Origin of the sequence: Streptomyces sp. NPDC005811 (assembly GCF_040630405.1) — a bacterium.
Lineage (GTDB): Bacteria > Actinomycetota > Actinomycetes > Streptomycetales > Streptomycetaceae > Streptomyces.
Map to the genome: position 1 here is coordinate 78,683 of NZ_JBEXXK010000014.1, position 18,908 is coordinate 97,590.

Consider the following 18,908-nt stretch of genomic DNA (forward strand, 5'->3'; position numbering starts at 1 on the left):
CCGGGGTCGCCCGTTCGCCTAGTGGAGCCGGAGCCGGGTCACCACCTCCGGATCCATGAGCGCGAGGGCGGCCTCGCGGGCCCGCGGGGCGCTCGGCGCGGCCAGGGCCGCTTCCGCGATCGCCCTGCAACGGGCCGAGGAGTGACGGCGCAGGGCGTGCCGCACCGCGGGCAGCGCGGGCGCCGACATCGACAGGCTCGTGACGCCCAGCCCGGTGAGTGCCAGGGCCATCAGGGGGTCGGAGGCCGATTCGCCGCACACCCCGACCGGCTTGCCCGCGGCATCCCCGGCCCGGGCGACTATCGCCACGAGGTCCAGCACGGCCGGCTGCCACGGGTCCAGCAGGTCGTGCAGGCCGCCCCGCAGACGGTCGGCCGCCATCGTGTACTGGGCGAGGTCGTTCGTGCCGAGCGAGACGAAGTCGACCTCGGCGAGGAGGGAAGCGGCCCGGAGCGCGGCCGCCGGGACCTCGATCATCACCCCGACGGTCTCCACGCCGTGCGCGCGTGCCAGCCGGGCGAAGGTCCGGGCCTCCTCCGCGGTGGAGATCATCGGGGCCATCACCCGCACCCGGCCGCGATCGGCCGGTGCCAGCGCCCGCGTGGCCGCGCCGAGCGCGGCGAGCTGCTCCTCCAGCAGTTCCGGCATCGTACGGACGAGCCGATGGCCGCGGACGCCCAGCGCCGGGTTCTCCTCGGGTTCCTGGACGGCGAACGCGAGGGGTTTGTCCGCGCCGGCGTCGAGGGTGCGCACCGTCGTCACGGCCCCCCTCGCCGCCGCGAAGGCACGCGCGTACACCGGGGTCTGCCGGTCGCGCGACGGCGCCTCCACCGCGTCGAGGAAGAGCACCTCCGTACGGAAGAGCCCCACGCCCTCGGCCGCCGAGGGGCCGAGCTGCTCGATGTCCTCGACGGTGCCGACGTTGGCGAGCAGGGCGACCGGACGGCCGTCCGAGGTCGCGCCCGCGGCGGTGTCCTCGGCCAGCGCCCGCTCGGTCAGCGCCCGTGCGCGCAGGGAGTCGACCAGGGTGTCGTCCGGGTCGGCCGTGACCGTGCCGGCCGCGGCGTCGACGGCGACGACCGTCCCCTCGGGGATCAGGGTCACCCCGGCCGCCCGGACGACGCACGGGATGCCGAGCTGCCGGGCGATGATGGCCGTGTGCCCGGTCGGCCCGCCCGACTCCGTGACCAGGGCGGCCACCTTCGTCAGATCGAGCGAGGCGGTGTCGGCGGGGGAGAGGTCGACGGCGCAGACGACGGACCGCTCGCGCAGCGGGGGCAGGCCGGGAGCGGGGAGCCCGAGGACCCGGGCGACCGCGTGGTCGCGCACGCTCCTCAGGTCGGTCGACCGCTCGGCGAAGAGGCCCCCGGCCGCCGTGAGCAGCGCGACGACCTCGGCGACGGCCCCGTCCACGGCGGCGGCCGGGCCCTGCCCCCGGTCGATCCCGGCGCGGATCCGGTCGGCCAGCTCCGGGTCGGCCGCCATGTCCGACGTGGAGCGCAGCACGTCGCCGAGCGCTCCCGGCGCGTCGGCGGCCCGCCGGACGAATTCGTCCGCCACCTCGGCCAGCGCCCGCAGGGCGGTGTCCAGGGCGGGTCCGGCGTCCGCCGGGTCGCTGAGCCGCAGGGCGTCCGGCGGGATCACGGGCGCGGGCCGGACCACGACGAGCGGGGCGACGGCGGCCGAGCGGCCGACCCCGAGCCCGGCCGTCGTTCGGGGCTGGTTCGCGGTGGTCATCACTGTCCGTCGAGTTCGGTGGCGAGCAGGGCGGCGAGCCGGTCGAGCTCCGGCCCGGCCGTGTCGTCGTCGGAGGCCAGGACGACCTCCTCGCCCTCCTTGAGTCCCAGGCTCATCAGCATGAGGGTGCTGCTGACCGAGACCGGGTCCCCGCCGGTCCTGCGGAGGGTGATCCGATGTCCGCTCTTCGCCGCCGCACGGGCGAAGGCGGCGGCCGGCCGGGCGTGCAGGCCCTGCGAACACAAAACGGTGGCGTGGCGTTCCGGCATGTCCCGCTCCTTGGGGAGATCGTCGATGCGGGCCGTTGATTTCACGGCTCCGAGGGGGAAGGGAAAGGTGGGCGAGCGTCTAGCGATCGAGTACGGGGGGCTGGAATCCCACGGCGACCGTCTCGGCGCGCGAGCCGGTGATCTCGACGATCGACACGCTGGAATTGCCGAGCGGTACGACGCCGGTGGTCCCGACGAGGGTCAGATAGGTGACGAGCGTGATGCCGTGACCGACGACGAGGACCTCACCCTCCGGGTGGGCCCGTGCGATCCGTCCGAAGGCGTCGGAGACCCGGGCGAGGTATTCCGCGGCCGGTTCCCCGCCGGGGAGTCCGGGATGCCTGCCGGCGATCACCTCCGCAAAGAACGCGTGCGGCTCGACCCGGTCGAACAGCTCGCTCTCGGGGCGGCCGTCCAGTGCGCCGAACGGATACTCCCGCAGCCCGTCGTCCGCCCGCAGCCGGACGCCGTCGTGGTGGCGCAGGATCTCCCGCGCGGTGGCCATCGTCCGCCCGGACGGACTCGCCCAGGCCGCGGTGAACCGCACCCCGGAGAGGTGCCGGGCGGTGGCGCGCAGTCCGGGCAGACCGTCCGGCGCCAGCGGCGAGTCGCACCAGCCCTGGAGCCGGCCGGCCGCGTTGTACTCGGTGCGCGCGTGCCGCACGAGGTGCAGCCTCATCGCCGCCCCGCGGACGCCGGTTCCGGTTCCGCGGCGGCGAGCACCCCGGCGCGGATCTCGTCCAGGGCGCGCATCACGGCCACGCTCTCGTCGAGCGGCGCGAGCGGGCTCTCCGGCACGCCCGCCCGCAGGCACCGCTCCACCTCCAGGGCCTGGAAGTGCAGGCCGCGCCCGGCGGTCGCCGGGGGGTCGTAGCGCCGTACGAGCCTGCCGGGGCGGCCGGCGTCGTACACGGTGAAGCCCGTCGAGGTGAACCAGTAGGGGTCCAGCTCGATCCAGCCCTCCGTGCCGATCACGGCGGCACTGTTGGGGCCGGGCGTGTCCATGCCCGTGAGGGTGGTGGAGGTGGTGCCCCCGGCGTGCCGCATCAGCACCGACGCGCTCGTGTCGACGCCGGACGGTGTGGCGGAGCCCGTGACGGTGATGCGGTGCGGGGGGCCCAGCAGGTGGAAGGCGCACGAGATCCCGTACACCCCGAGGTCCGCGACGGCCCCGCCGCCGAGCGCCGGGTCGTAGTGCCGGCCGGTCGGTGAGTCGTCCAGCTTCTGGAAGTGGTGGGTGACGACGCCGGTGAGCTCCCCGACCGCGCCGCGCGCCAGTTCGGCGCGCAGCTCGGCGAAGGTCGGCAGGAAGCGGGTCCACATCGCCTCCATCAGGAACACCGACCGGCTCCGGGCCGCGGCGACCAGCCGCTCCGCCGACGGGGCGTCGGCCGTGAACGACTTCTCCACGAGCACCGCCCGGCCCGCCTCGATCGCGAGCAGCGCGTGCTCGGAGTGGAACGGCTGCGGCGTGGCGACGTACACGGCGTCCACGTCCGGGTCCGCCACGAGTGCCTCGTACGACCCGTGGGAGCGGGCGATCCCGGTCTCCCGCGCGAACCGCGCCGCACGGTCGCCGTCGCGGGCGGCCACCGCCGCCACGCGCAGACCGGCGGCGGCCAGTTCGGCCGCGAAGACTCGGGCGATCCTGCCCGCCCCGAGGATCCCCCACTGGACGTCATGCGTGCGCAAAAGCCCACTCTCCCTTGCCTTCGGGCCGCCTCCGGCGACCGCGACGCACATAAAAAAAGACCCGGGAGCGAGCGCCTCACGACAGCTCGTCCCAGGTCTTGCCCGGCTCACGCCGGTCACAATCCGTGCGCCGAACCGTAGCCGCGACGCCGCCCGGGAGTCAACGGCCACAAAAGTCGGTCCGACGTCTGGACACCGCCAAAACCGGCGGTCTACTGTCTCGCCCCAAGACACCTCCAGGTGTCCAGGAAAAGCTGGGATTGTTACTGGACCACAGGCAAAACCCAAGCTGAGACCCGTTGTTCCCCGGAAGGGGAAACGGTCGCGGCTTGGGTTTTTTTGTTGCCCGACACTCGGGTGAACGGGTCCGGAACAGCGGGGCTCGAGGAGGAGCCGTGGCAACAGGCAAGTACACAACGATCGCCGAAGACGTCCTGCGGGGTGTCGGTGGCAAGGACAACGTCAGATCCCTCGCCCACTGCGCGACCCGGCTGCGTTTCGTTCTCGTCGACCCGGCCAAGGCCGACAAGGCCGCGGTCGAGTCCACGAAGGGGGTCATCACCGTCGTCGAGGCCGGCGGCCAGTTCCAGGTCGTCATCGGCAACACGGTGGGACAGGTCTACGAGGAGGTCCTCGCCCAGGGCGTGGACGGCGGCGGAGCCAGCGCCTCCGGAGGCCTCCTCGCGCGGACCATCGACCTCGTCACCAGCATCTTCACCCCGTTCCTGTGGACCCTGGCCGCCGTCGGCCTGCTCAAGGCATTCCTCGCGGTCGCGGTGAAGATCAGCCCCGGCTTCGGCGCCACCTCGACCTATGCGATCTGGTTCGCGACCGCCGACGCCGCCTTCCAGTTCCTGCCGATCCTGCTGGCCGTCACCGCGGCCAAGCGGTTCAAGGCAAACCCGTTCACGGCGGTCGCCATCGCCGGCGCCCTGGTCTACTCCGCCACCATCGCCGTCATCCCCGGCCCGGACGGCACCCCCGTCACCCTCCAGGCCTTCGACGCGGCGGGCGGCAAGGTGACCTTCCTCGGCATCCCCGTCGTGATGGTCAGCTACCTGTCCGCCGTCATCCCGACCATCCTCGCGGTGTACTGCCAGTCGCACGTGGAACGCCTGGTCGAGCGGGTGATGCCGTCCGTCGTGCGCAACTTCGTCACCCCGCTGATCACGCTCGCCGTCGTCGTGCCCGTCTCCTTCCTCGCCATCGGCCCCGCCTCGACCTGGGTCGGCGACCTCCTCGCCTCCGGCGTCGACCGGCTCTGGGGTCTGGCGCCGTGGGCGGCCGGCGGTGTGCTCGGCGGCCTGTGGCAGGTCTTCGTCCTCTTCGGCGTCCACTGGGCCTTCGTCCCGATCATGACCCAGCAGCTCGCGGCCACCGGCCACTCGGAGCTGGTGGCAGCGCTGTTCGCGCCGGTGCTGGCCCAGGCGGCGGCCGCCTTCGCGGTCTTCCTCAGGACGCGCAACCGGGACCTGAAGGGGGTGGCCGGTCCGGCCGCAGTCTCCGCCTTCCTGGCGGGCATCACCGAGCCGGCGATCTACGGCGTCACCCTGCGGCTCAAGCGCCCGTTCGTCTTCGCCTGCGTCGGCGGCGCGGTCGGCGGTGCCGTCGCGGCGGCCGGCGGCTCGGCGACCACCGGTTTCGTCGTGCCCGGCGCCATCACCGTGACCGCCACCCTGGACGTCGGCAACTTCGCCCTCCAGCTGATCGGCTGCGCGGTCGGCATGGCGATCGCCTTCGTCCTGACGCTCGTCCTCGGCTTCAAGGACCTGCCGGCGGCGGGCGCACCGGCCGACGCCACCGAGCCGGCGGACGGCGGCGCCCCGGCCGACGGGACGGCGGCGACGCTCCGGACCCCGGTCGCGGGCAAGGTGGTCCCGCTCGACGAGGTCCCCGACCAGGTGTTCGCCTCCGGGGCGATGGGCCAGGGCCTCGCGGTCGTCCCCAGCGAGGGCAAGGTGTACGCCCCCGTCTCGGGCACGCTCGTGAGCGCCATGCCGCACGCCTTCGGCATCCGCACCGACAGCGGGGTGGAGGTGCTGGTGCACATCGGCCTCAACACGGTCGAACTCCAGGGCCGCGGTTTCACCCCCGCCGTCACCCAGGGCCAGCGTGTGCACGCCGGTGACCTGCTGACCGACGTCGACCTCCAGGTGATCACGGACGCGGGCTACAACCCGATCACCGTGCTGATCGTGACCGACCCCGGCGACCACAGCGCGGTCGTCCCCACCGCCACCGGCGAGGTCTCCCCCCGCCACGCCGCACTCGACCTCATCGGCTGAGGAGAACCATGACCGACCCGACGACCATCCCCCGCCCCTTCCCCACGGACTTCCTCTGGGGCGGCGCGACGGCCGCCAACCAGATCGAGGGCGCCCACGACGTCGGCGGCAAGGGCGTCTCCATCCAGGACGTCCTGCCCAGGGGCCTCGCCGGCCCGCGCACCCAGCACCCCACGCCCGACAACCTCAAGCTGGAGGCCGTCGACTTCTACCACCGCTACGCCGAGGACATCGCCCTCTTCGCCGAGATGGGATTCTCCGTCTTCCGCTTCTCCATCGCCTGGAGCCGGATCTTCCCCCACGGCGACGACGCCCTCCCGAGCGAAGAGGGGCTCGCCTTCTACGACCGGGTCCTCGACGAACTCGAGAAGCACGGGATCGAGCCCCTCGTCACCATCTCCCACTACGAGACGCCGCTCGCCCTCGCGGAGAAGTACAACGGCTGGGCGAGCCGCGAGCTGATCGGCTGCTACGAGCGGTACGTGCGCGTCCTCTTCGACCGCTACGGCCGTCGCGTGAAGTACTGGCTCACCTTCAACGAGATCAACTCGGTGCTGCACGCCCCCTTCATGAGCGGCGCCATCGCGACCCCGAAGGAGGAACTGCCCCGGCGCGAACTCTTCCAGGCCATCCACCACGAACTCGTCGCCAGCGCGCTGGCCACCAAGATCGCCCACGAGACGGTGCCGGGCGTCCAGGTCGGCTGCATGGTCCTCGCCATGCCCCTCTACCCGCTCACCCCCGACCCCGCCGACGCCCTCGCCGTGATGCACGCGGACCACGCCAACCTGATGTTCGGCGACGTCCATGTGCGCGGCGCCTACCCCGGCTACGCGCTGCGCCATCTGCGCGAGAACGGCATCGAGCTCGACATCACCGACGAGGACCGCGAACTCCTCACCCACACCGTCGACTTCGTGTCCTTCAGTTACTACATGAGCGTCTGCGAGACCGCCGACCCCGAGCGCCGCGAGGCGGGCGAGGGCAACATCATGGGCGGCGTCCCGAACCCGACGCTGAAGGCCAGCGAGTGGGGGTGGCAGATCGACCCCACCGGACTGCGCATCGTCCTGAACCAGTTCTGGGACCGGTGGCAGAAGCCCCTGTTCATCGTGGAGAACGGCCTCGGGGCCAAGGACGAACTCGTCGTCGTGGACGGCCGGCCGACCGTGCGGGACGACTACCGCATCGCCTACCTCAACGACCACCTGCTCCAGGTCGGCGAGGCGATCGCCGACGGCGTGCACGTCCTCGGGTACACCACGTGGGGCTGTATCGACCTGGTCAGCGCCAGCACCGCCCAGCTGAGCAAGCGGTACGGCTTCATCTACGTCGACCGCGACGACGACGGCACGGGCACCCTCGCCCGGCACCGCAAGGAGTCCTTCGACTGGTACACCGACGTCATCCGCAGCCAGGGCGCCACCCTGACGCGGGGCGACGGGAGATCGTAGTCCCCGCCACGCCCACGGCACGGCCCGGGGGCCCGGTTATGCTGCCCCTGGGCCTGGCCAGTAAGGACTCACGCAACGATGCGCGTCAAGAAGATCTTCAACAACAACGTCGTGCTCGGCGTCGACGAGCACGGCACCGAGACGGTGTACCTCGGGCGCGGACTGGGATTCCAGGTCAAGCCCGGCGACGCCGTGGACGCCGGCCGGGTCGAGCGCCAGTTCGTGGCCCAGGCGATGCCCGCCGAGCGCCTCGCCGCCCTGGCGGCCGAGATCCCGCTCGACGAGATCGAGGTGATGGAGGAGGTCGTCGCCGCCGCGCGGGCCAGGCTCGGTGAGAAGATCAGCGAACACGTCCTGCTGCCCCTGGCCGACCATGTGCATTTCGCGCTCGCCCGGGCCCGCGCCGGAGCCTCCATCGAGTACCCGCTGAAGTGGGAGATCGAGAACCTGTACCCGGCGGAGGCCGAGATGGGCGCGCTGGCCCTGGACATCATCGAGCGGCGCCTCGGTGTCCGCATGGACGAGACCGAGGCCCTGCCGCTCGCCCTCCACTTCGTCAACGCCCAGATCGGCTCCGGTGACCTCGCGGCGACCGTGCAGATGACCCAGTGGCTCAGGGTCGCGCTGGAGATGATCGGTGAGACCTTCGGCGTCACCATCGACCAGCGCTCCCTCTCCGCGGCACGGTTCATCACCCATCTGCGGTACCTCTTCCTGCGGGCCCGCGACGGCAAGCAGTCCCCCGAGGTCGCCGACCAGATCGGCGAGGCCGTCAAGAGCGCCAGGCCGCTCGAGTACGCCTGCGCGGAGCGGCTGGCGCTCCGTATGGAGGAACTGTTCGACTGGCAGGTCGGCCGCGAGGAGATCCTCTATCTCGCGCTGCACGTCAGCCGACTGACGACGCGCACCGACACGCCGGAGGACACCCATGTCGGCGGCTAGCGACCCGTCCGCGGAGTCCGTGGAGTCCGTCGCGGCCGCGATCCTGCGGGCCGTCGGCGGCCGGGAGAACGTCACCGGGCTGACGCACTGCTTCGTCCGTCTCCGCTTCCGGCTGAGCGACCCGTCGGCCGCCGACCTGGACGCCCTCGGCGCGCACCCCCTGGTCGCCTTCGTCGTCTGGCAGGCGGACGAACTCCATGTGGCGCCGCGGCGTGACCTCTTCGCGCTGTACGCGCTCCTGCGGGACACCCGGGGCGACACCACCGCCTCCTGACGGCGTCCGACCCCTCCCACCCCCTCACCTCACCCGAGCCGGGGCGGCTTCGCCATGCCCGCGGACGCCTTCTTCCCTTCCGGGCACGGCCTCCCCCTTCCCCGCACGGAAACCTCCGCACGGAAACGGAGTACCTCCCATGCAACGACCCCAGCTCGTGCGAACGGCCCTCGCGCTGGCGTGCGGCCTGCTGCTCGCGGCACCCGCACAGCCCGCCGCCGCGTCCGGGACGCCGTACGAGGAGACGAACTCGCCGGGCGGCTCCGCCCGGTGCGCCCTGCCCGCCGGACGCACCACGCTCACCCTGCTCTCGGACGGTCGGGAACGCACCGTCCTGGTCTACCTGCCCCGGCGCTCGCAGGGCCGCGGACACCTGCCGACGGTGCTGAACCTGCACGGCAGCCAGAGCACGGCGGCCGAGCAGCTCGACCGCAGCGGGCTGGAACGGACCGCCGACCGCGAGGGCTTCCTGGTCGTGGCACCGCAGGGCGCGCTCGACGCGGCGCCCGGGTACCGGTGGAACGTCCCGTACGTCACCGCCCCGGGCGGCCCCGACGACGAGCGGTTCCTCGACGACACCGTCGACGCGCTGACCCGGAACGGATGCACCGACGCGCGGAAGATGTACGCGACCGGTTACTCCGGCGGTGCCCGCATGGTGTCGCAGTACGCCTGCGACCGCCCGGACCGGCTCGCGGCCGTCGCCGCGGTGGCGGGACTGCGCGCCGGGGCGCCCATGCAGGACGCCGACGGCACCTTCGCACCCGACCCCGACACCTGCCAGCCCGGCCGCGGAGTGCCGGTCCTGTCCTTCTCGGGCACCGCCGACCCGGTCAACCCCTACCACGGCGGGGGCGCGGCGTACTGGGGCTACGGCGCCGAGGCGGCCGAGCGGCGGTGGGCGGCGCTCGACGGCTGCCGGCAGGCCCCCCGCACGACCACGGTCACCGCACACGTGACGCGCAGGACGTACGGCGCCTGCCGCGGGGGCGACGACGTCGTGTCGTACGTCGTCGACGGCGGCGGGCACACCTGGCCGGGTTCGACGGCCGAGTGGCCTGCCGCGCTGGGCGGTGTGACCCAGGAGATCGACGCCGGCCGGATCATGTGGGACTTCTTCCGCCGCGCGTGAAACCAGGTGCCGCCCCCAGGCGCCGAGCTGGTCCGCCGAGGAGACCGACTCCGGTGATTCCCGGAGTGGCGGCGGCGTGCACACGGATCGACCCGCTCGGCCAGACCAGCTCCAGGAAGCCGTCGCGCTCGCTGCCCCGGGCACCGAGGACGTCCTCGAACAGGCGTCGCGAGAGCGCCGTCCGGGTGGATCCGAGGTGGGTGGGGCCCAGTCGCACCGGGTCTCCGGGGGGCGTGTCCCGGAGCGAGGCCCACCAGAAGGGGTCCGTCGCGCCCGCGACGCTCGGCAGGGCCGAGGGATCCCGGTCGGCGCTGCCGACGAGTTCGTGGGGGTCCGGGTAGGACCGGTCGGACTGCGCGAGCTGGATGACCGTGCCGTGGACGGAATCCGGCAGGACGAACGCCTCGCGCCACGGAGGATGCTCGTAGCTCTCGCCCACCACGGTCATCCCGAGGGAACGGACACGGCTCACGGTCTTCGCCAGGTCGGGGACGGTGAAGGTGAGGTGATGAGGGCCCTCGCCCCGGGCGGAGAGGAAGCGGGTCAGGAATCCGGGGCCGACGGGCTCCAGCAGTTCCAGCCGGCCGCCGCCGTCGACCGTGCCGACGTACAGCAGCAGGTAGCGGAATTCCGCGAGAGCCTCCCCGCACACGGGCACCGCCCCCAGCTCGCGACGCCACCGGGTCGCCCAGCCCAGGGCGTCGTGCACCGCGAACGAGGTGTGATCGATGTCGAACGGGGCGTTCACGTGTCGTCCTCGGTCCGCCGCGAAGCGGACGCGGAGGCGGCAGGGTGACCGTGCGTGGCTGCGACGACCGCCGTGAGGAGCGAGTCGCGTCGGGCGGCGAGACCCCTGATGCCGTCCGGGTCCCCGGCCGAGGACAGGCCTTCGACCAGTCGGGCCACGGTGGCCTCGTCGAGGCGGGGGCGGCCGAGGTCGTCCCACCAGCGGTTGAAGCTGTCGCCGTAGCGTGCGCAGAACGTGGCGAGACCGCCGTCGTCGCCTCCCAGGTGGAACAGTTCCGTGGGCCCCATGACGGCCCACCGCAGTCCCGGGCCGGACGACACCGCGGTGTCGATGTCCCGCACCGTCGCGACCCCCTCGTTCACGAGGTGGATGGCCTCCCGCCAGAGCGCGGCCTGGAGGCGGTTGGCGACATGACCCGGAACCTCACGCCTGACCTCGATCGTCACCTTGCCGACCGACTCGTAGAACCGTCGGGCCCGTTCGACCACACCCGGGCCGGTGCGTTCGTTGCCCATCACCTCGACGAGGGGGATCAGATGGGGAGGGTTGAACGGATGACCGAGGACGAACCGCGTCGGCCGCCGCCACCCTCCTTGCAGTTCGCCGAGGGTCAGGCCGGAGGCGGACGAGGCCACCACCGTGTCCGCGCCGAGGGCCGGTTCGATGATCCGGTACAGCTCGTGCTTGAGGGCGATCCGCTCGGGGATGCTCTCCTGGACGAACTCCGCGCCCTCCACCGCGGCGCGTGGGTCGTCGCAGACGACCAGTTCCGCCTCGGCTGCTTCGGTCCTCGCCAGACCGAGGGCGGTGAGCACGGGCCAGGCCGCTTCGACCGTCTCCTTCACCCGGGCCTCCGTGGCCGGGTCCGGGTCGTGGACGGCCACGGACTTCCCGGCGGCCAGGAAGAGGGCGGTCCAGCTGCGGCCGATCAACCCGCCGCCCAGGACCGCCACCCGCCCGCCGGAGGCGCTCCGCGGCCGGTCGCCGGGATCAGAAACGGACATGGTCGCCGCCCTTCAGTCCAAGACGTGCCCGAGCCTGGGCCGGAGTGGCCAGCTCGTGTCCCAGGGACTCGACGAGGCCCCGGATCTTCGTCACCTGGGCGGCGTTGGAGGGGGCGAGTTCGCCCCGCCCGATGAAGAGACTGTCCTCCAGGCCGACGCGCAGGTTGCCGCCGAGCAGGGCGGCCTGGGTCGCGAACGGCATCTGGTGACGCCCGGCGGCCAGGACGGACCACTCGTGGTCGTCGCCGAAGAGCGTGTCCGCGATGGTGTGCATGTGGTGCAGGTTGGCGAGGTCCGCGCCGGCTCCGCCCAGCACGCCGAAGACCAGCTGCACGAAGAACGGCGGCTCGACCCAGCCCTGGTCGATCAGCCAGGCCAGGTTGTAGAGGTGGCCGAGGTCGTAGCACTCGAACTCGAACTTCGTGCCGTGGCCGTGCCCCAGTTCCTTCACGATGTACTCGAGATCGGCGAAGGTGTTCTTGAACACGAAGTCCCGTGTCGACTCCAGGAACTCCGGCTCCCACGGGTGTTTCCACCGGGAGTGCTTCTCCAGCATGGGGAAGATGCCGAAGTTCAGCGAGCCGACGTTGAGCGAGGCCATTTCGGGGGAGGTCGCGACGGCCGCGCGCAGTCGTTCCTCGCGGGTCATTCCGAGTCCGCCGCCCGTGGAGACGTTGAGGACCGCGTCGCAGGCGTCCGCGATCCTCGGCATGAACGCCTGGAACAGTTCCGGCCTCGGATCCGGTTTCCCGGTCTCGGGATCGCGGGCGTGCAGGTGAATGACGGCGGCACCGGCCTGAGCCGCCTCGATGGCGCTCGCCGCGATCTCCTCGGGCGTCACCGGGAGATGCGGTGACATCGTCGGGGTGTGGATACCGCCCGTGGGGGCGCACGTCACGATGACAGGTTTCGCCATGGCGTCCCTCAGCCCCCCGCCCCGTCGGCCAGCTTTCCGTACGCGTCGAGGAGAAGGCCGTGGAAGTGATGCACCCCGTGCTCGGAGAGGCCCGATCCGGAGGGGTCGTAGACGATACGGCCCTGGTCGAAGGCCGGTGTCCGCATGCCACGTTGAACGCTCTCGACGAGGGCGATGTCCTGCTGTTGCAGCACGTCCTCGATGTACGTGACGGACTGGACCTCGGCGTCGCTGAGTTCGGGCGTCTCGAAGTAGAAGTCCCAGGTCTCCAAGGTGTGTTCGGGTCCCGCGGGCAGGATCTGCAACACCATGAAGTTTCCGCGCCCGGGGTAGCGCAGGAGGCAGGTGTTGGGCCAGAGCCACCACACCGCATGCTGGCGGACCGTCGCGCCCGAGACGTCGTAGACGGAGTTCGCGCGCTGCCCCGCCTCGCCGAAGTGGCTGGACCAGATGCCGTGCGTCCTGACCTCGTAGGTGCTCATGTCGACCAGGTCGACGAACTCCTTGTGTGCGATGTGGCAGTGGTAGCACTCCAGGAAGTTGTCGACGACGTTCTTCCAGTTGCTCCGCAGCTCGAAGGTCAGACGCCTGGCGTGCGTCAGTTCTGCCACGTCCGGGGCCCAGTGGGCGATGTCCGCCGCCAGATCCGGGGCCTGCCGGGCGAGGGGCGCCGCGGCCGGGTCCAGATTGACGTACACGAAGCCGCCGAACTCCTCCACCTGGACCTGGTCCAGGCAGATCTCCGACTTGTCGAAGCCCTCCATGGCATCGGCCCGGCGGGCCGCTCGCAGTCCTCCGCCGAGGTCGTAGGTCCAGGCGTGGTAGGGGCAGACGATGTTCCGGGTGGTCCCGGATCCCGAGAGGAGTTCGTGGGCGCGGTGCTTGCAGACGTTGTAGAAGGCGCGCAGGCCTCCCTCGCGGTCACGGACCACCGCGACGGGCATTCCCGCGACGGTCGCCGCGACATAGCTGCCCGGGGATCTGAGTTTCTCGACATGGCAGATCCACTGCCAGGTGCGGGCGAAGACGCCCTTGAGGTCGGCGTCGAACCATTGGGGATCCACGTACGCCGCTGAGCGGAGCGACATGGAGAGGGCGGGGTTCGTGTGGAAACCCGCGGAGATGCTGCGTACGTCATCCATCGTGACGGGAATCATGGGCGTCACGCTACGCCCGACTGGACGATCGTTCAATACCTTCCTCGAACGATCGTTCAATCGTGCACGTGGATGTGCACATGACAAGAGCACTCATGGGGCGGACGGGATCAGGGGCCGCCCGGGAGTCAGGGTGCGAGCGCGATCTCCTCGCACCGGGCCACCGCGCGGCGCAGGGAAGGCCGGTCCAGGCCGAGCAGCGCGGTCAGCCACATGCCGTTCTGTACGACGTCCACGTCGGCCGCGCGCCGGTTGCACTCGCCCCGGCCGAGATGCGGTCGGGCGGCCTGGATCAGCGCGGCGAGACCCGCCCGGTAGCGCTTCTGCGCCGCCGTGTTGATCTGGGCGAAGTCCTCGTGGGCCTGGGCGAGCGACCACAGCTGCAGGCGCAGCGACAGGTACTCCGTGGTCAGGAACTCCGGCGCCGCGACGCGCCGCAGCGCCGCACGCAACTGCCGTTCGGGCGAGGCCCCCGGGGTGAACTCGACCAGAGCGACATCCTGCTCCTCGATACGGCGCAGGGCGGCGCGGATGAGGCTGGTCTTGTCGTCGAAGTAGTAGTTGACCAGCCCCAGGGCGACGCCCGCCTCACGCGCGACGGCGCGCATGCTCACACCGGAGATGCCGTGCTGCGAGAGCAGGCGGAGAACCGCGTCCAGGATGCGCTCCTGCCGGTCTTTTCCAGGAGCGTCGACAGGGAGGCCAGCCATCCGGCCAGCATAGTCGGACCGGAGGCATACCCGGATCGCCCCGTGCGGCAGGCTTGAGCCGAACCCGTCCTGACGGACCGGCTCGGACCGCTGCGCCCGGCCGCGGTCGTGTCGGCCGACGAGGACACCGTGACCAGGGGCGGGCCGGGCGCCGCGGCCTGTTCCTCACCGGGGTCCTGCCGTTCGAGGAGGAGCCGGAGATCACGACCGTCAGCCGGGTCGCCCAGGCGGGGACCGGCCTCTCGGTGCGGCAGGGGGACCAGGTCACGGTGCATTTCGTCGCCGGGGAGCGGACGGCCGGAACATGCCCATGACCGGTCCGGTCGGCTACGACGCGGACACCGACCGGCGCCTCGAGGGCGCGAAGGACTGCAAGGTCACCCTGCAACTCGGTATGAACGACACCGCCGGGTTCCGCTCCGAGGACAATAGGGGGACGCGCCCGGGCTCATAGGGCGGCGGCGACCGCGGACAGCAGGCGCCACAGCCGGGTGTGCGGTGTCGGATCGAGGACCGCCCGGGTGGTGAGGAAGGCGAACGCGACGCCCGACTCGGGGTGTGCGAAGGCGAGATGCCCACCCAGGCCGTCCGCGCCGAAGGAACCGGGCCCTAGCATGGGCTGGCGCGGGCAGGACAACCCGAACACCGTGCCGAACCGGGTGGGCTGGTCGACCAGTACCGCGTCCGGACCGTGGGCCAGCTCGCGCCGTACCGTGTCCACCGTGCGGGACGAGATCGACCGCAGCGGTCCGTCGACGACGGACGAGTAGAGGCGGGCCAGCGACCGGGCGTCGAACACGCCGTTGGCAGCCGGGATCTCCGGCGCCCACAGCGCCGGATCCGCGAACAGGTCCGCCGAGATCCCGGGGTTGTGGAAGGCGGCGCGCGTCGCGCTGCCCTCCGTGGCGTCGGCGGCCGCCAGGCACGCGCCGATGCCCGGGGTGGGGGAGCCGGGCCGGTAGGGGACGACCCGGGCGGCGTGCTCCCCGGGCAGGCCGATCCACGCCTGGAGGGTGCCGTCGGGATCGAACCGCTCACGCAGCAGGCTCCCCACCGTACGCCCGGCCGCCCGTCGGACCACCTCGCCCACCAGATAGCCCAGCGTCAACGGGTGATAGCCGTGCCGTCCCCCGGGCGTCCACGCGGGCGCCTGTGCGGCCAGACGTCCGGCACAGCCGTCCCAGTCGGCGAGGTCGGCCACCGTGACGGGCTGCTCGAACGCGCTCAATCCCGCCTGGTGCGAGGCGAGTTCGCGCACCAGGACGCCGCTCTTGCCGGCGGCGGCGAACTCCGGCCAGTAGGCCGACACCGGAGCGTCGAGGTCGACCTCTCCGGTGTCCACCAGGCTCGCGAGCACCAGGCCCATCACCCCCTTGGTCACCGAGTAGCCGACATGCAGGGCGTCGCGCGGATAGGGCGCCCCGCTGTCGTCCCGCTCCCCGCCCCACAGGTCCACGACCGGGCGGCCGTACCGGAAGACGGCCACGGAGGCACCGAGGTCGTCGCCGCACCGGAGATTGCTCTCGAAGGCCTCCCGCACGCCCGCGAACTCCGGCTCCGTGTGGCCGTACACCTCGCCGGTCACGCCTGCCCACGCTCCAGTTCCTGCATCGCCGTGCCGCCCGCCATCAGATCGACGACCTCGGCGGCCGCCTTCTCGCCGCGCGCGAAGGAGGCGACGAGACGACCGTGCGCGATCACGGCGAAATGGTCGCCCACCCGCAGGGCGTGATGCGCCTGGTGGGTGATCAGGACGACCCCGACCCCGCGGTCCCTGGCCTTCTCCACCGCCTGCAGCACGATCTCGGCCTCGCGGACACCGAGCGCCGACGTGGGCTCGTCCAGGATCAGCACCCGTGCGCCGAAGTGCAGGGCGCGGGCGATGACCAGGGCCTGGCGCTCGCCGCCCGACATCGTGCCCACCAGCTGCTCGGCGTCCCGGATCCGGCGGATGCCCAGCTCCCGTATCTCCTCCAGCGCGATCCGGGCGGCGGTGGCGGAGTCGAACCGGCGCAGCGGGCCCCGGCCCTTGGTCGGCTCCGCGCCGAGGAAGAAGTTGCGGGCGACGCTCATCAGCGGCACGGTGCCCGCGCCCTGGTGCACGGTCGCGATGCCGCGGTCCAGGGCGGCGCGGGGGCCACCGAGCGCGACGGGCTCCCCGTCGATCAGCAGGGTGCCCTCGGTGGGCGTGTGGACCCCGGAGAGGATCTTGATCAGGGTGGACTTGCCGGCGCCGTTGTGGCCGAGGAGACAGAGCACCTCCCCGGGACGGACGGTCAGCGAGACGTCCGCCACCGCGGTCACCCCGGTGAACCGCTTGGTGACGTCCCTCAGTTCGATGAGGGGACGGGCCGTGGGCGTCGTGGTCGTCGTGTTCGTCATCAGGGTCACCTGCCACCGAGTGCGAGCTTGCGGAAGTAGTTGTTGGCCATCACGGCGACCAGCAGCAGTCCGCCCAGGAACAGCTGCGCGTAGTCGGTGTTCCAGCCGGTGTAGAAGATGCCGAGGCTGACGATCCCGTAGGTCGCCGTGCCCAGCAGGACGCCGACCGCCGAGCCGTAACCGCCCTGGAGCAGGACGCCGCCGATGACGGCCGCGATGACTCCGTTGAAGATGAAGCTGCTGCCCCGGGTGACGTCGCCGCCGCCGTACGACACCGTCTGGAGCACGCCGACGAGCGCGGCGCCCGCCGACGTGGCCATGAACAGTCCGACCTTGACGCGTGCGGTCGGCACACCGGCGTCACGCGCGACGTCCGGGGCGCCGCCGGTGGCGTGGATCCAGCTTCCGGTACGGGTGCGGGTCAGCACCCACCAGGCGAGCACGGTGATGGCCAGCCACCAGACGATGGACACCTGGAACTGGCCCGCCTTGGAGCCGAACACGGCCCGCACGCCCGCTTCGGGCGCCAGCGTGACCGCCGTACTCCCGGACAGCGCGCGGCTGATGCCCAGGGCACCGCCGCCGACCACCAGGGAGCTGCCCAGCGTGACGATGAAGGAGGGGAGCCTGGTACGGGTGGCCACCAGGCCGTTGACGAGTCCGACCAGCAGTCCGAAGCCCAGGGCCAGCGGGATCGAGACCCACTGCGGCATCGTGTACGTACCGCTGCCGATGGCGACGATCACCGAGGTGGCGCCGACGGTGGAGCCGATCGACAGATCGAACTCCCCGGCGATGAGCAGCAGGGCCACGGGCGTGGCCACCACACCGAGTTCGGCGGCCGTGTCCAGCCAGCTCGCGGTGCCGGCGACGCTGGTGAAGCCCGCTCCGGCGGCGGTCACCACGAAGAAGAGGTACACCGCGGCGGCGCCGACGAGCGCGCCGAACTCGGGACGGCGTACCGTCCGGGCGAACAGGGACGGGGCGGGCGGCTCGGCGGCCTTGTCCGGCAGCGCGGGGCCGCCGGAGCAGCTTGGTTGAGAGACATGCGATTCCTCTGCCTGTACGGGGTCGGGGTGCGGGTCAGGAGGCGCCGCGGATGCCCTGGTACCGCTGGTTGATCTCGAGCACGGAGGCCGCGTCGGACTGGTCGACGACCCGCGGACCCGTGAGCACGGCGTCGGCCGGCGCGAGCCCGTACAGCGCGTACTGCTTGGCGGCGAGCACGCCGTAGTAGGTCTGGAGGTAGGGCTGCTGGTCGATGGCGTACGCGATCTTGCCGGCCTTGACGTCCTGAAGGGCCTTGGTGGACAGGTCGCCGCTGCCGATGGTGATCTTCCGGCCGAGGTTGTCCGCGGCGGTGAGCGCGTTCTCGGCGATGGCCGCACCGGTGGTGAAGACCCCGTCGACGCCCTGGTCGGCCTGGAGGGCGCCCGCGATGGTCTGTGTCACCTTGGTGGGGTTGGTGGAGTCCTGGTAGGGGAGGCGCAGTGAGGTCGCCGTGCCCCCGCCCTTCTTGATCGCGTCGATGTAGCCCTGGCAGAGCTGCTCCAGCGCGGGATTGCCCGGTACGGAGTTGACGCACAGTCCCTTCTGCACACCGCGCGAGACCATCTCGGCGCCCGCCCGGGCGCCGGCGATCGAGGGGTCGAGGCCGACGAAGGTCAGGGCGCCGAGCTGCTTCCAGTCCGTCTGGCCGGAGTTGATGACGACGACCGGGATGCCGGCCTTGATCGCCGCCTTGATCTCCGGGTTCTGCGCCTCCGGGAAGAAGTCGCCGACGACGATCGCGTCGGGCTTCTTCGCGATGGCTGCCTGCATGAGCTTGGCGAGCGTGGGTCCTGAGGCGTCCGTCGACGTCGGGCTGAGGTACTCGGTCCTGACGTTCAGTTCTCTGCCTGCCGCGTCGGATCCGCTCTTCATGGCGCCGAAGAACGGGTCGCTCAGCGGGCCGGACACGACCACGACGGAGACCCTCTTGCCGGTCGCCTCGGCGGAGCCGTCGCCGCTGTCGGCGTCGGTGCGCTTGGAGCAGCCTGCGGTGACCGTGGCGGCGACGGCCACGCCGGCGATCACGGCGAGACGGGTGGTGCGGGTGGTGCGGGTGGTGCGGGAGCGGGACATCGAGGTCTCCTCGGGATGATCTGGGGTACGGGGCTCCGCCGGTGTCAGGGCACGACGGAACCCCGGGTCTGAGGGAAGGGGC

At 71.9% G+C, this 18,908-nt stretch carries 19 protein-coding genes; 6 read left to right on the top strand and 13 right to left on the bottom strand.

Annotated elements, in window-relative coordinates; translation table 11 throughout:
• Positions 1 to 18: 18 nt before the first annotated feature.
• From ABZ490_RS17005 to ABZ490_RS17020, 4 genes are all read right to left on the bottom strand, one after another.
• Positions 19 to 1,737 carry a putative PEP-binding protein gene (locus tag ABZ490_RS17005; protein WP_358990136.1) on the bottom strand — a complete coding sequence of 573 codons (1,719 nt, stop codon included), beginning with the start codon at positions 1,735 to 1,737 and terminating at the stop codon, positions 19 to 21.
• Positions 1,737 to 2,006: an HPr family phosphocarrier protein gene (locus ABZ490_RS17010; RefSeq protein WP_358990139.1), complete on the bottom strand. Its 270-nt coding sequence runs from the start codon at positions 2,004 to 2,006 to the stop codon at positions 1,737 to 1,739. The genes ABZ490_RS17005 and ABZ490_RS17010 overlap by 1 nt, the downstream gene beginning before the upstream one ends.
• Positions 2,007 to 2,085: 79 nt before the next feature.
• Complete coding sequence (locus ABZ490_RS17015) at positions 2,086 to 2,685, bottom strand: histidine phosphatase family protein (protein ID WP_358990142.1); 600 nt, start codon at positions 2,683 to 2,685, stop codon at positions 2,086 to 2,088.
• Positions 2,682 to 3,698, bottom strand: coding sequence for a Gfo/Idh/MocA family oxidoreductase (locus tag ABZ490_RS17020; RefSeq protein WP_358990145.1), 1,017 nt, complete (start codon positions 3,696 to 3,698; stop codon positions 2,682 to 2,684). Before ABZ490_RS17020 ends, ABZ490_RS17015 begins: the two co-directional genes overlap by 4 nt.
• A gap of 395 nt (positions 3,699 to 4,093) precedes the next feature.
• Between ABZ490_RS17020 and ABZ490_RS17025 the strand changes: the two genes are divergently transcribed.
• From ABZ490_RS17025 to ABZ490_RS17045, 5 genes are all read left to right on the top strand, one after another.
• The gene (locus ABZ490_RS17025; RefSeq protein ID WP_358990147.1) at positions 4,094 to 5,983 is read left to right on the top strand and encodes a beta-glucoside-specific PTS transporter subunit IIABC; all 1,890 of its coding nucleotides are present in this window, start codon (positions 4,094 to 4,096) and stop codon (positions 5,981 to 5,983) included.
• 8 nt (positions 5,984 to 5,991) lie between these two features.
• On the top strand, positions 5,992 to 7,437 hold the full coding sequence (locus ABZ490_RS17030) for a glycoside hydrolase family 1 protein (RefSeq protein WP_358990149.1): 1,446 nt from the start codon (positions 5,992 to 5,994) through the stop codon (positions 7,435 to 7,437).
• Between the two features lie 78 nt (positions 7,438 to 7,515).
• Entirely contained in the window at positions 7,516 to 8,379 is an 864-nt protein-coding gene (locus ABZ490_RS17035) for a PRD domain-containing protein (protein ID WP_358990152.1), read from the top strand.
• Entirely contained in the window at positions 8,366 to 8,653 is a 288-nt protein-coding gene (locus tag ABZ490_RS17040; RefSeq protein ID WP_358990155.1) for a PTS transporter subunit EIIB, read from the top strand. Before ABZ490_RS17035 ends, ABZ490_RS17040 begins: the two co-directional genes overlap by 14 nt.
• Positions 8,654 to 8,792: 139 nt before the next feature.
• Complete coding sequence (locus ABZ490_RS17045; RefSeq protein WP_358990158.1) at positions 8,793 to 9,785, top strand: alpha/beta hydrolase-fold protein; 993 nt, start codon at positions 8,793 to 8,795, stop codon at positions 9,783 to 9,785.
• On the opposite strand, the gene ABZ490_RS17050 is transcribed toward ABZ490_RS17045, so the two are convergent.
• The 5 genes from ABZ490_RS17050 to ABZ490_RS17070 all read right to left on the bottom strand — a co-directional run bounded on the left by ABZ490_RS17050 (position 9,757) and on the right by ABZ490_RS17070 (position 14,320).
• A complete protein-coding gene (locus tag ABZ490_RS17050; protein WP_358990161.1) occupies positions 9,757 to 10,533 on the bottom strand; it encodes a VOC family protein in 777 nt (258 codons plus the stop codon). The two genes, ABZ490_RS17045 and ABZ490_RS17050, sit on opposite strands and share 29 nt — an antisense overlap.
• Entirely contained in the window at positions 10,530 to 11,537 is a 1,008-nt protein-coding gene (locus ABZ490_RS17055; RefSeq protein WP_358990164.1) for a 3-hydroxyacyl-CoA dehydrogenase NAD-binding domain-containing protein, read from the bottom strand. The genes ABZ490_RS17050 and ABZ490_RS17055 overlap by 4 nt, the downstream gene beginning before the upstream one ends.
• Positions 11,524 to 12,453 carry a 3-keto-5-aminohexanoate cleavage protein gene (locus ABZ490_RS17060; protein WP_358990167.1) on the bottom strand — a complete coding sequence of 310 codons (930 nt, stop codon included), beginning with the start codon at positions 12,451 to 12,453 and terminating at the stop codon, positions 11,524 to 11,526. Before ABZ490_RS17060 ends, ABZ490_RS17055 begins: the two co-directional genes overlap by 14 nt.
• Before the next feature lie 8 nt (positions 12,454 to 12,461).
• Positions 12,462 to 13,610 (bottom strand): ring-hydroxylating oxygenase subunit alpha, encoded by a 1,149-nt coding sequence (locus tag ABZ490_RS17065; protein WP_358990169.1) that lies wholly within the window; start codon positions 13,608 to 13,610, stop codon positions 12,462 to 12,464.
• Positions 13,611 to 13,738: 128 nt separating this feature from the next.
• Entirely contained in the window at positions 13,739 to 14,320 is a 582-nt protein-coding gene (locus tag ABZ490_RS17070) for a TetR/AcrR family transcriptional regulator (RefSeq protein WP_358990171.1), read from the bottom strand.
• A 310-nt stretch (positions 14,321 to 14,630) separates the two neighbouring features.
• Between ABZ490_RS17070 and ABZ490_RS17075 the strand changes: the two genes are divergently transcribed.
• On the top strand, positions 14,631 to 14,774 hold the full coding sequence (locus ABZ490_RS17075; RefSeq protein WP_358990174.1) for a hypothetical protein: 144 nt from the start codon (positions 14,631 to 14,633) through the stop codon (positions 14,772 to 14,774).
• Here ABZ490_RS17075 and ABZ490_RS17080 read toward each other — a convergent pair.
• The 4 genes from ABZ490_RS17080 to ABZ490_RS17095 all read right to left on the bottom strand — a co-directional run bounded on the left by ABZ490_RS17080 (position 14,769) and on the right by ABZ490_RS17095 (position 18,826).
• Positions 14,769 to 15,905 (bottom strand): serine hydrolase domain-containing protein, encoded by a 1,137-nt coding sequence (locus tag ABZ490_RS17080; protein ID WP_358990177.1) that lies wholly within the window; start codon positions 15,903 to 15,905, stop codon positions 14,769 to 14,771. The genes ABZ490_RS17075 and ABZ490_RS17080 overlap by 6 nt on opposite strands.
• Complete coding sequence (locus ABZ490_RS17085; RefSeq protein ID WP_358990180.1) at positions 15,902 to 16,702, bottom strand: ATP-binding cassette domain-containing protein; 801 nt, start codon at positions 16,700 to 16,702, stop codon at positions 15,902 to 15,904. The genes ABZ490_RS17080 and ABZ490_RS17085 overlap by 4 nt, the downstream gene beginning before the upstream one ends.
• 5 nt (positions 16,703 to 16,707) lie before the next feature.
• The gene (locus ABZ490_RS17090) at positions 16,708 to 17,607 is read right to left on the bottom strand and encodes an ABC transporter permease (protein WP_358990183.1); all 900 of its coding nucleotides are present in this window, start codon (positions 17,605 to 17,607) and stop codon (positions 16,708 to 16,710) included.
• 178 nt (positions 17,608 to 17,785) lie between these two features.
• Entirely contained in the window at positions 17,786 to 18,826 is a 1,041-nt protein-coding gene (locus ABZ490_RS17095) for a sugar ABC transporter substrate-binding protein (RefSeq protein ID WP_358990185.1), read from the bottom strand.
• Between the last annotated feature and the right edge of the window lie 82 nt (positions 18,827 to 18,908).

What these genes read in the sequence shown, in the direction of transcription:
- ABZ490_RS17005 (WP_358990136.1), bottom strand. Translation starts at nt 1,737, where the DNA reads ATGACCACCGCGAACCAGCCCCGAACGACGGCCGGGCTCGGGGTCGGC.
- ABZ490_RS17010 (WP_358990139.1), bottom strand. Translation starts at nt 2,006, where the DNA reads ATGCCGGAACGCCACGCCACCGTTTTGTGTTCGCAGGGCCTGCACGCC.
- ABZ490_RS17015 (WP_358990142.1), bottom strand. Translation starts at nt 2,685, where the DNA reads ATGAGGCTGCACCTCGTGCGGCACGCGCGCACCGAGTACAACGCGGCC.
- ABZ490_RS17030 (WP_358990149.1), top strand. Translation starts at nt 5,992, where the DNA reads ATGACCGACCCGACGACCATCCCCCGCCCCTTCCCCACGGACTTCCTC.
- ABZ490_RS17035 (WP_358990152.1), top strand. Translation starts at nt 7,516, where the DNA reads ATGCGCGTCAAGAAGATCTTCAACAACAACGTCGTGCTCGGCGTCGAC.
- ABZ490_RS17040 (WP_358990155.1), top strand. Translation starts at nt 8,366, where the DNA reads ATGTCGGCGGCTAGCGACCCGTCCGCGGAGTCCGTGGAGTCCGTCGCG.
- ABZ490_RS17045 (WP_358990158.1), top strand. Translation starts at nt 8,793, where the DNA reads ATGCAACGACCCCAGCTCGTGCGAACGGCCCTCGCGCTGGCGTGCGGC.
- ABZ490_RS17055 (WP_358990164.1), bottom strand. Translation starts at nt 11,537, where the DNA reads ATGTCCGTTTCTGATCCCGGCGACCGGCCGCGGAGCGCCTCCGGCGGG.
- ABZ490_RS17060 (WP_358990167.1), bottom strand. Translation starts at nt 12,453, where the DNA reads ATGGCGAAACCTGTCATCGTGACGTGCGCCCCCACGGGCGGTATCCAC.
- ABZ490_RS17065 (WP_358990169.1), bottom strand. Translation starts at nt 13,610, where the DNA reads ATGATTCCCGTCACGATGGATGACGTACGCAGCATCTCCGCGGGTTTC.
- ABZ490_RS17070 (WP_358990171.1), bottom strand. Translation starts at nt 14,320, where the DNA reads ATGGCTGGCCTCCCTGTCGACGCTCCTGGAAAAGACCGGCAGGAGCGC.
- ABZ490_RS17075 (WP_358990174.1), top strand. Translation starts at nt 14,631, where the DNA reads ATGACCGGTCCGGTCGGCTACGACGCGGACACCGACCGGCGCCTCGAG.
- ABZ490_RS17085 (WP_358990180.1), bottom strand. Translation starts at nt 16,702, where the DNA reads ATGACGAACACGACGACCACGACGCCCACGGCCCGTCCCCTCATCGAA.
- ABZ490_RS17095 (WP_358990185.1), bottom strand. Translation starts at nt 18,826, where the DNA reads ATGTCCCGCTCCCGCACCACCCGCACCACCCGCACCACCCGTCTCGCC.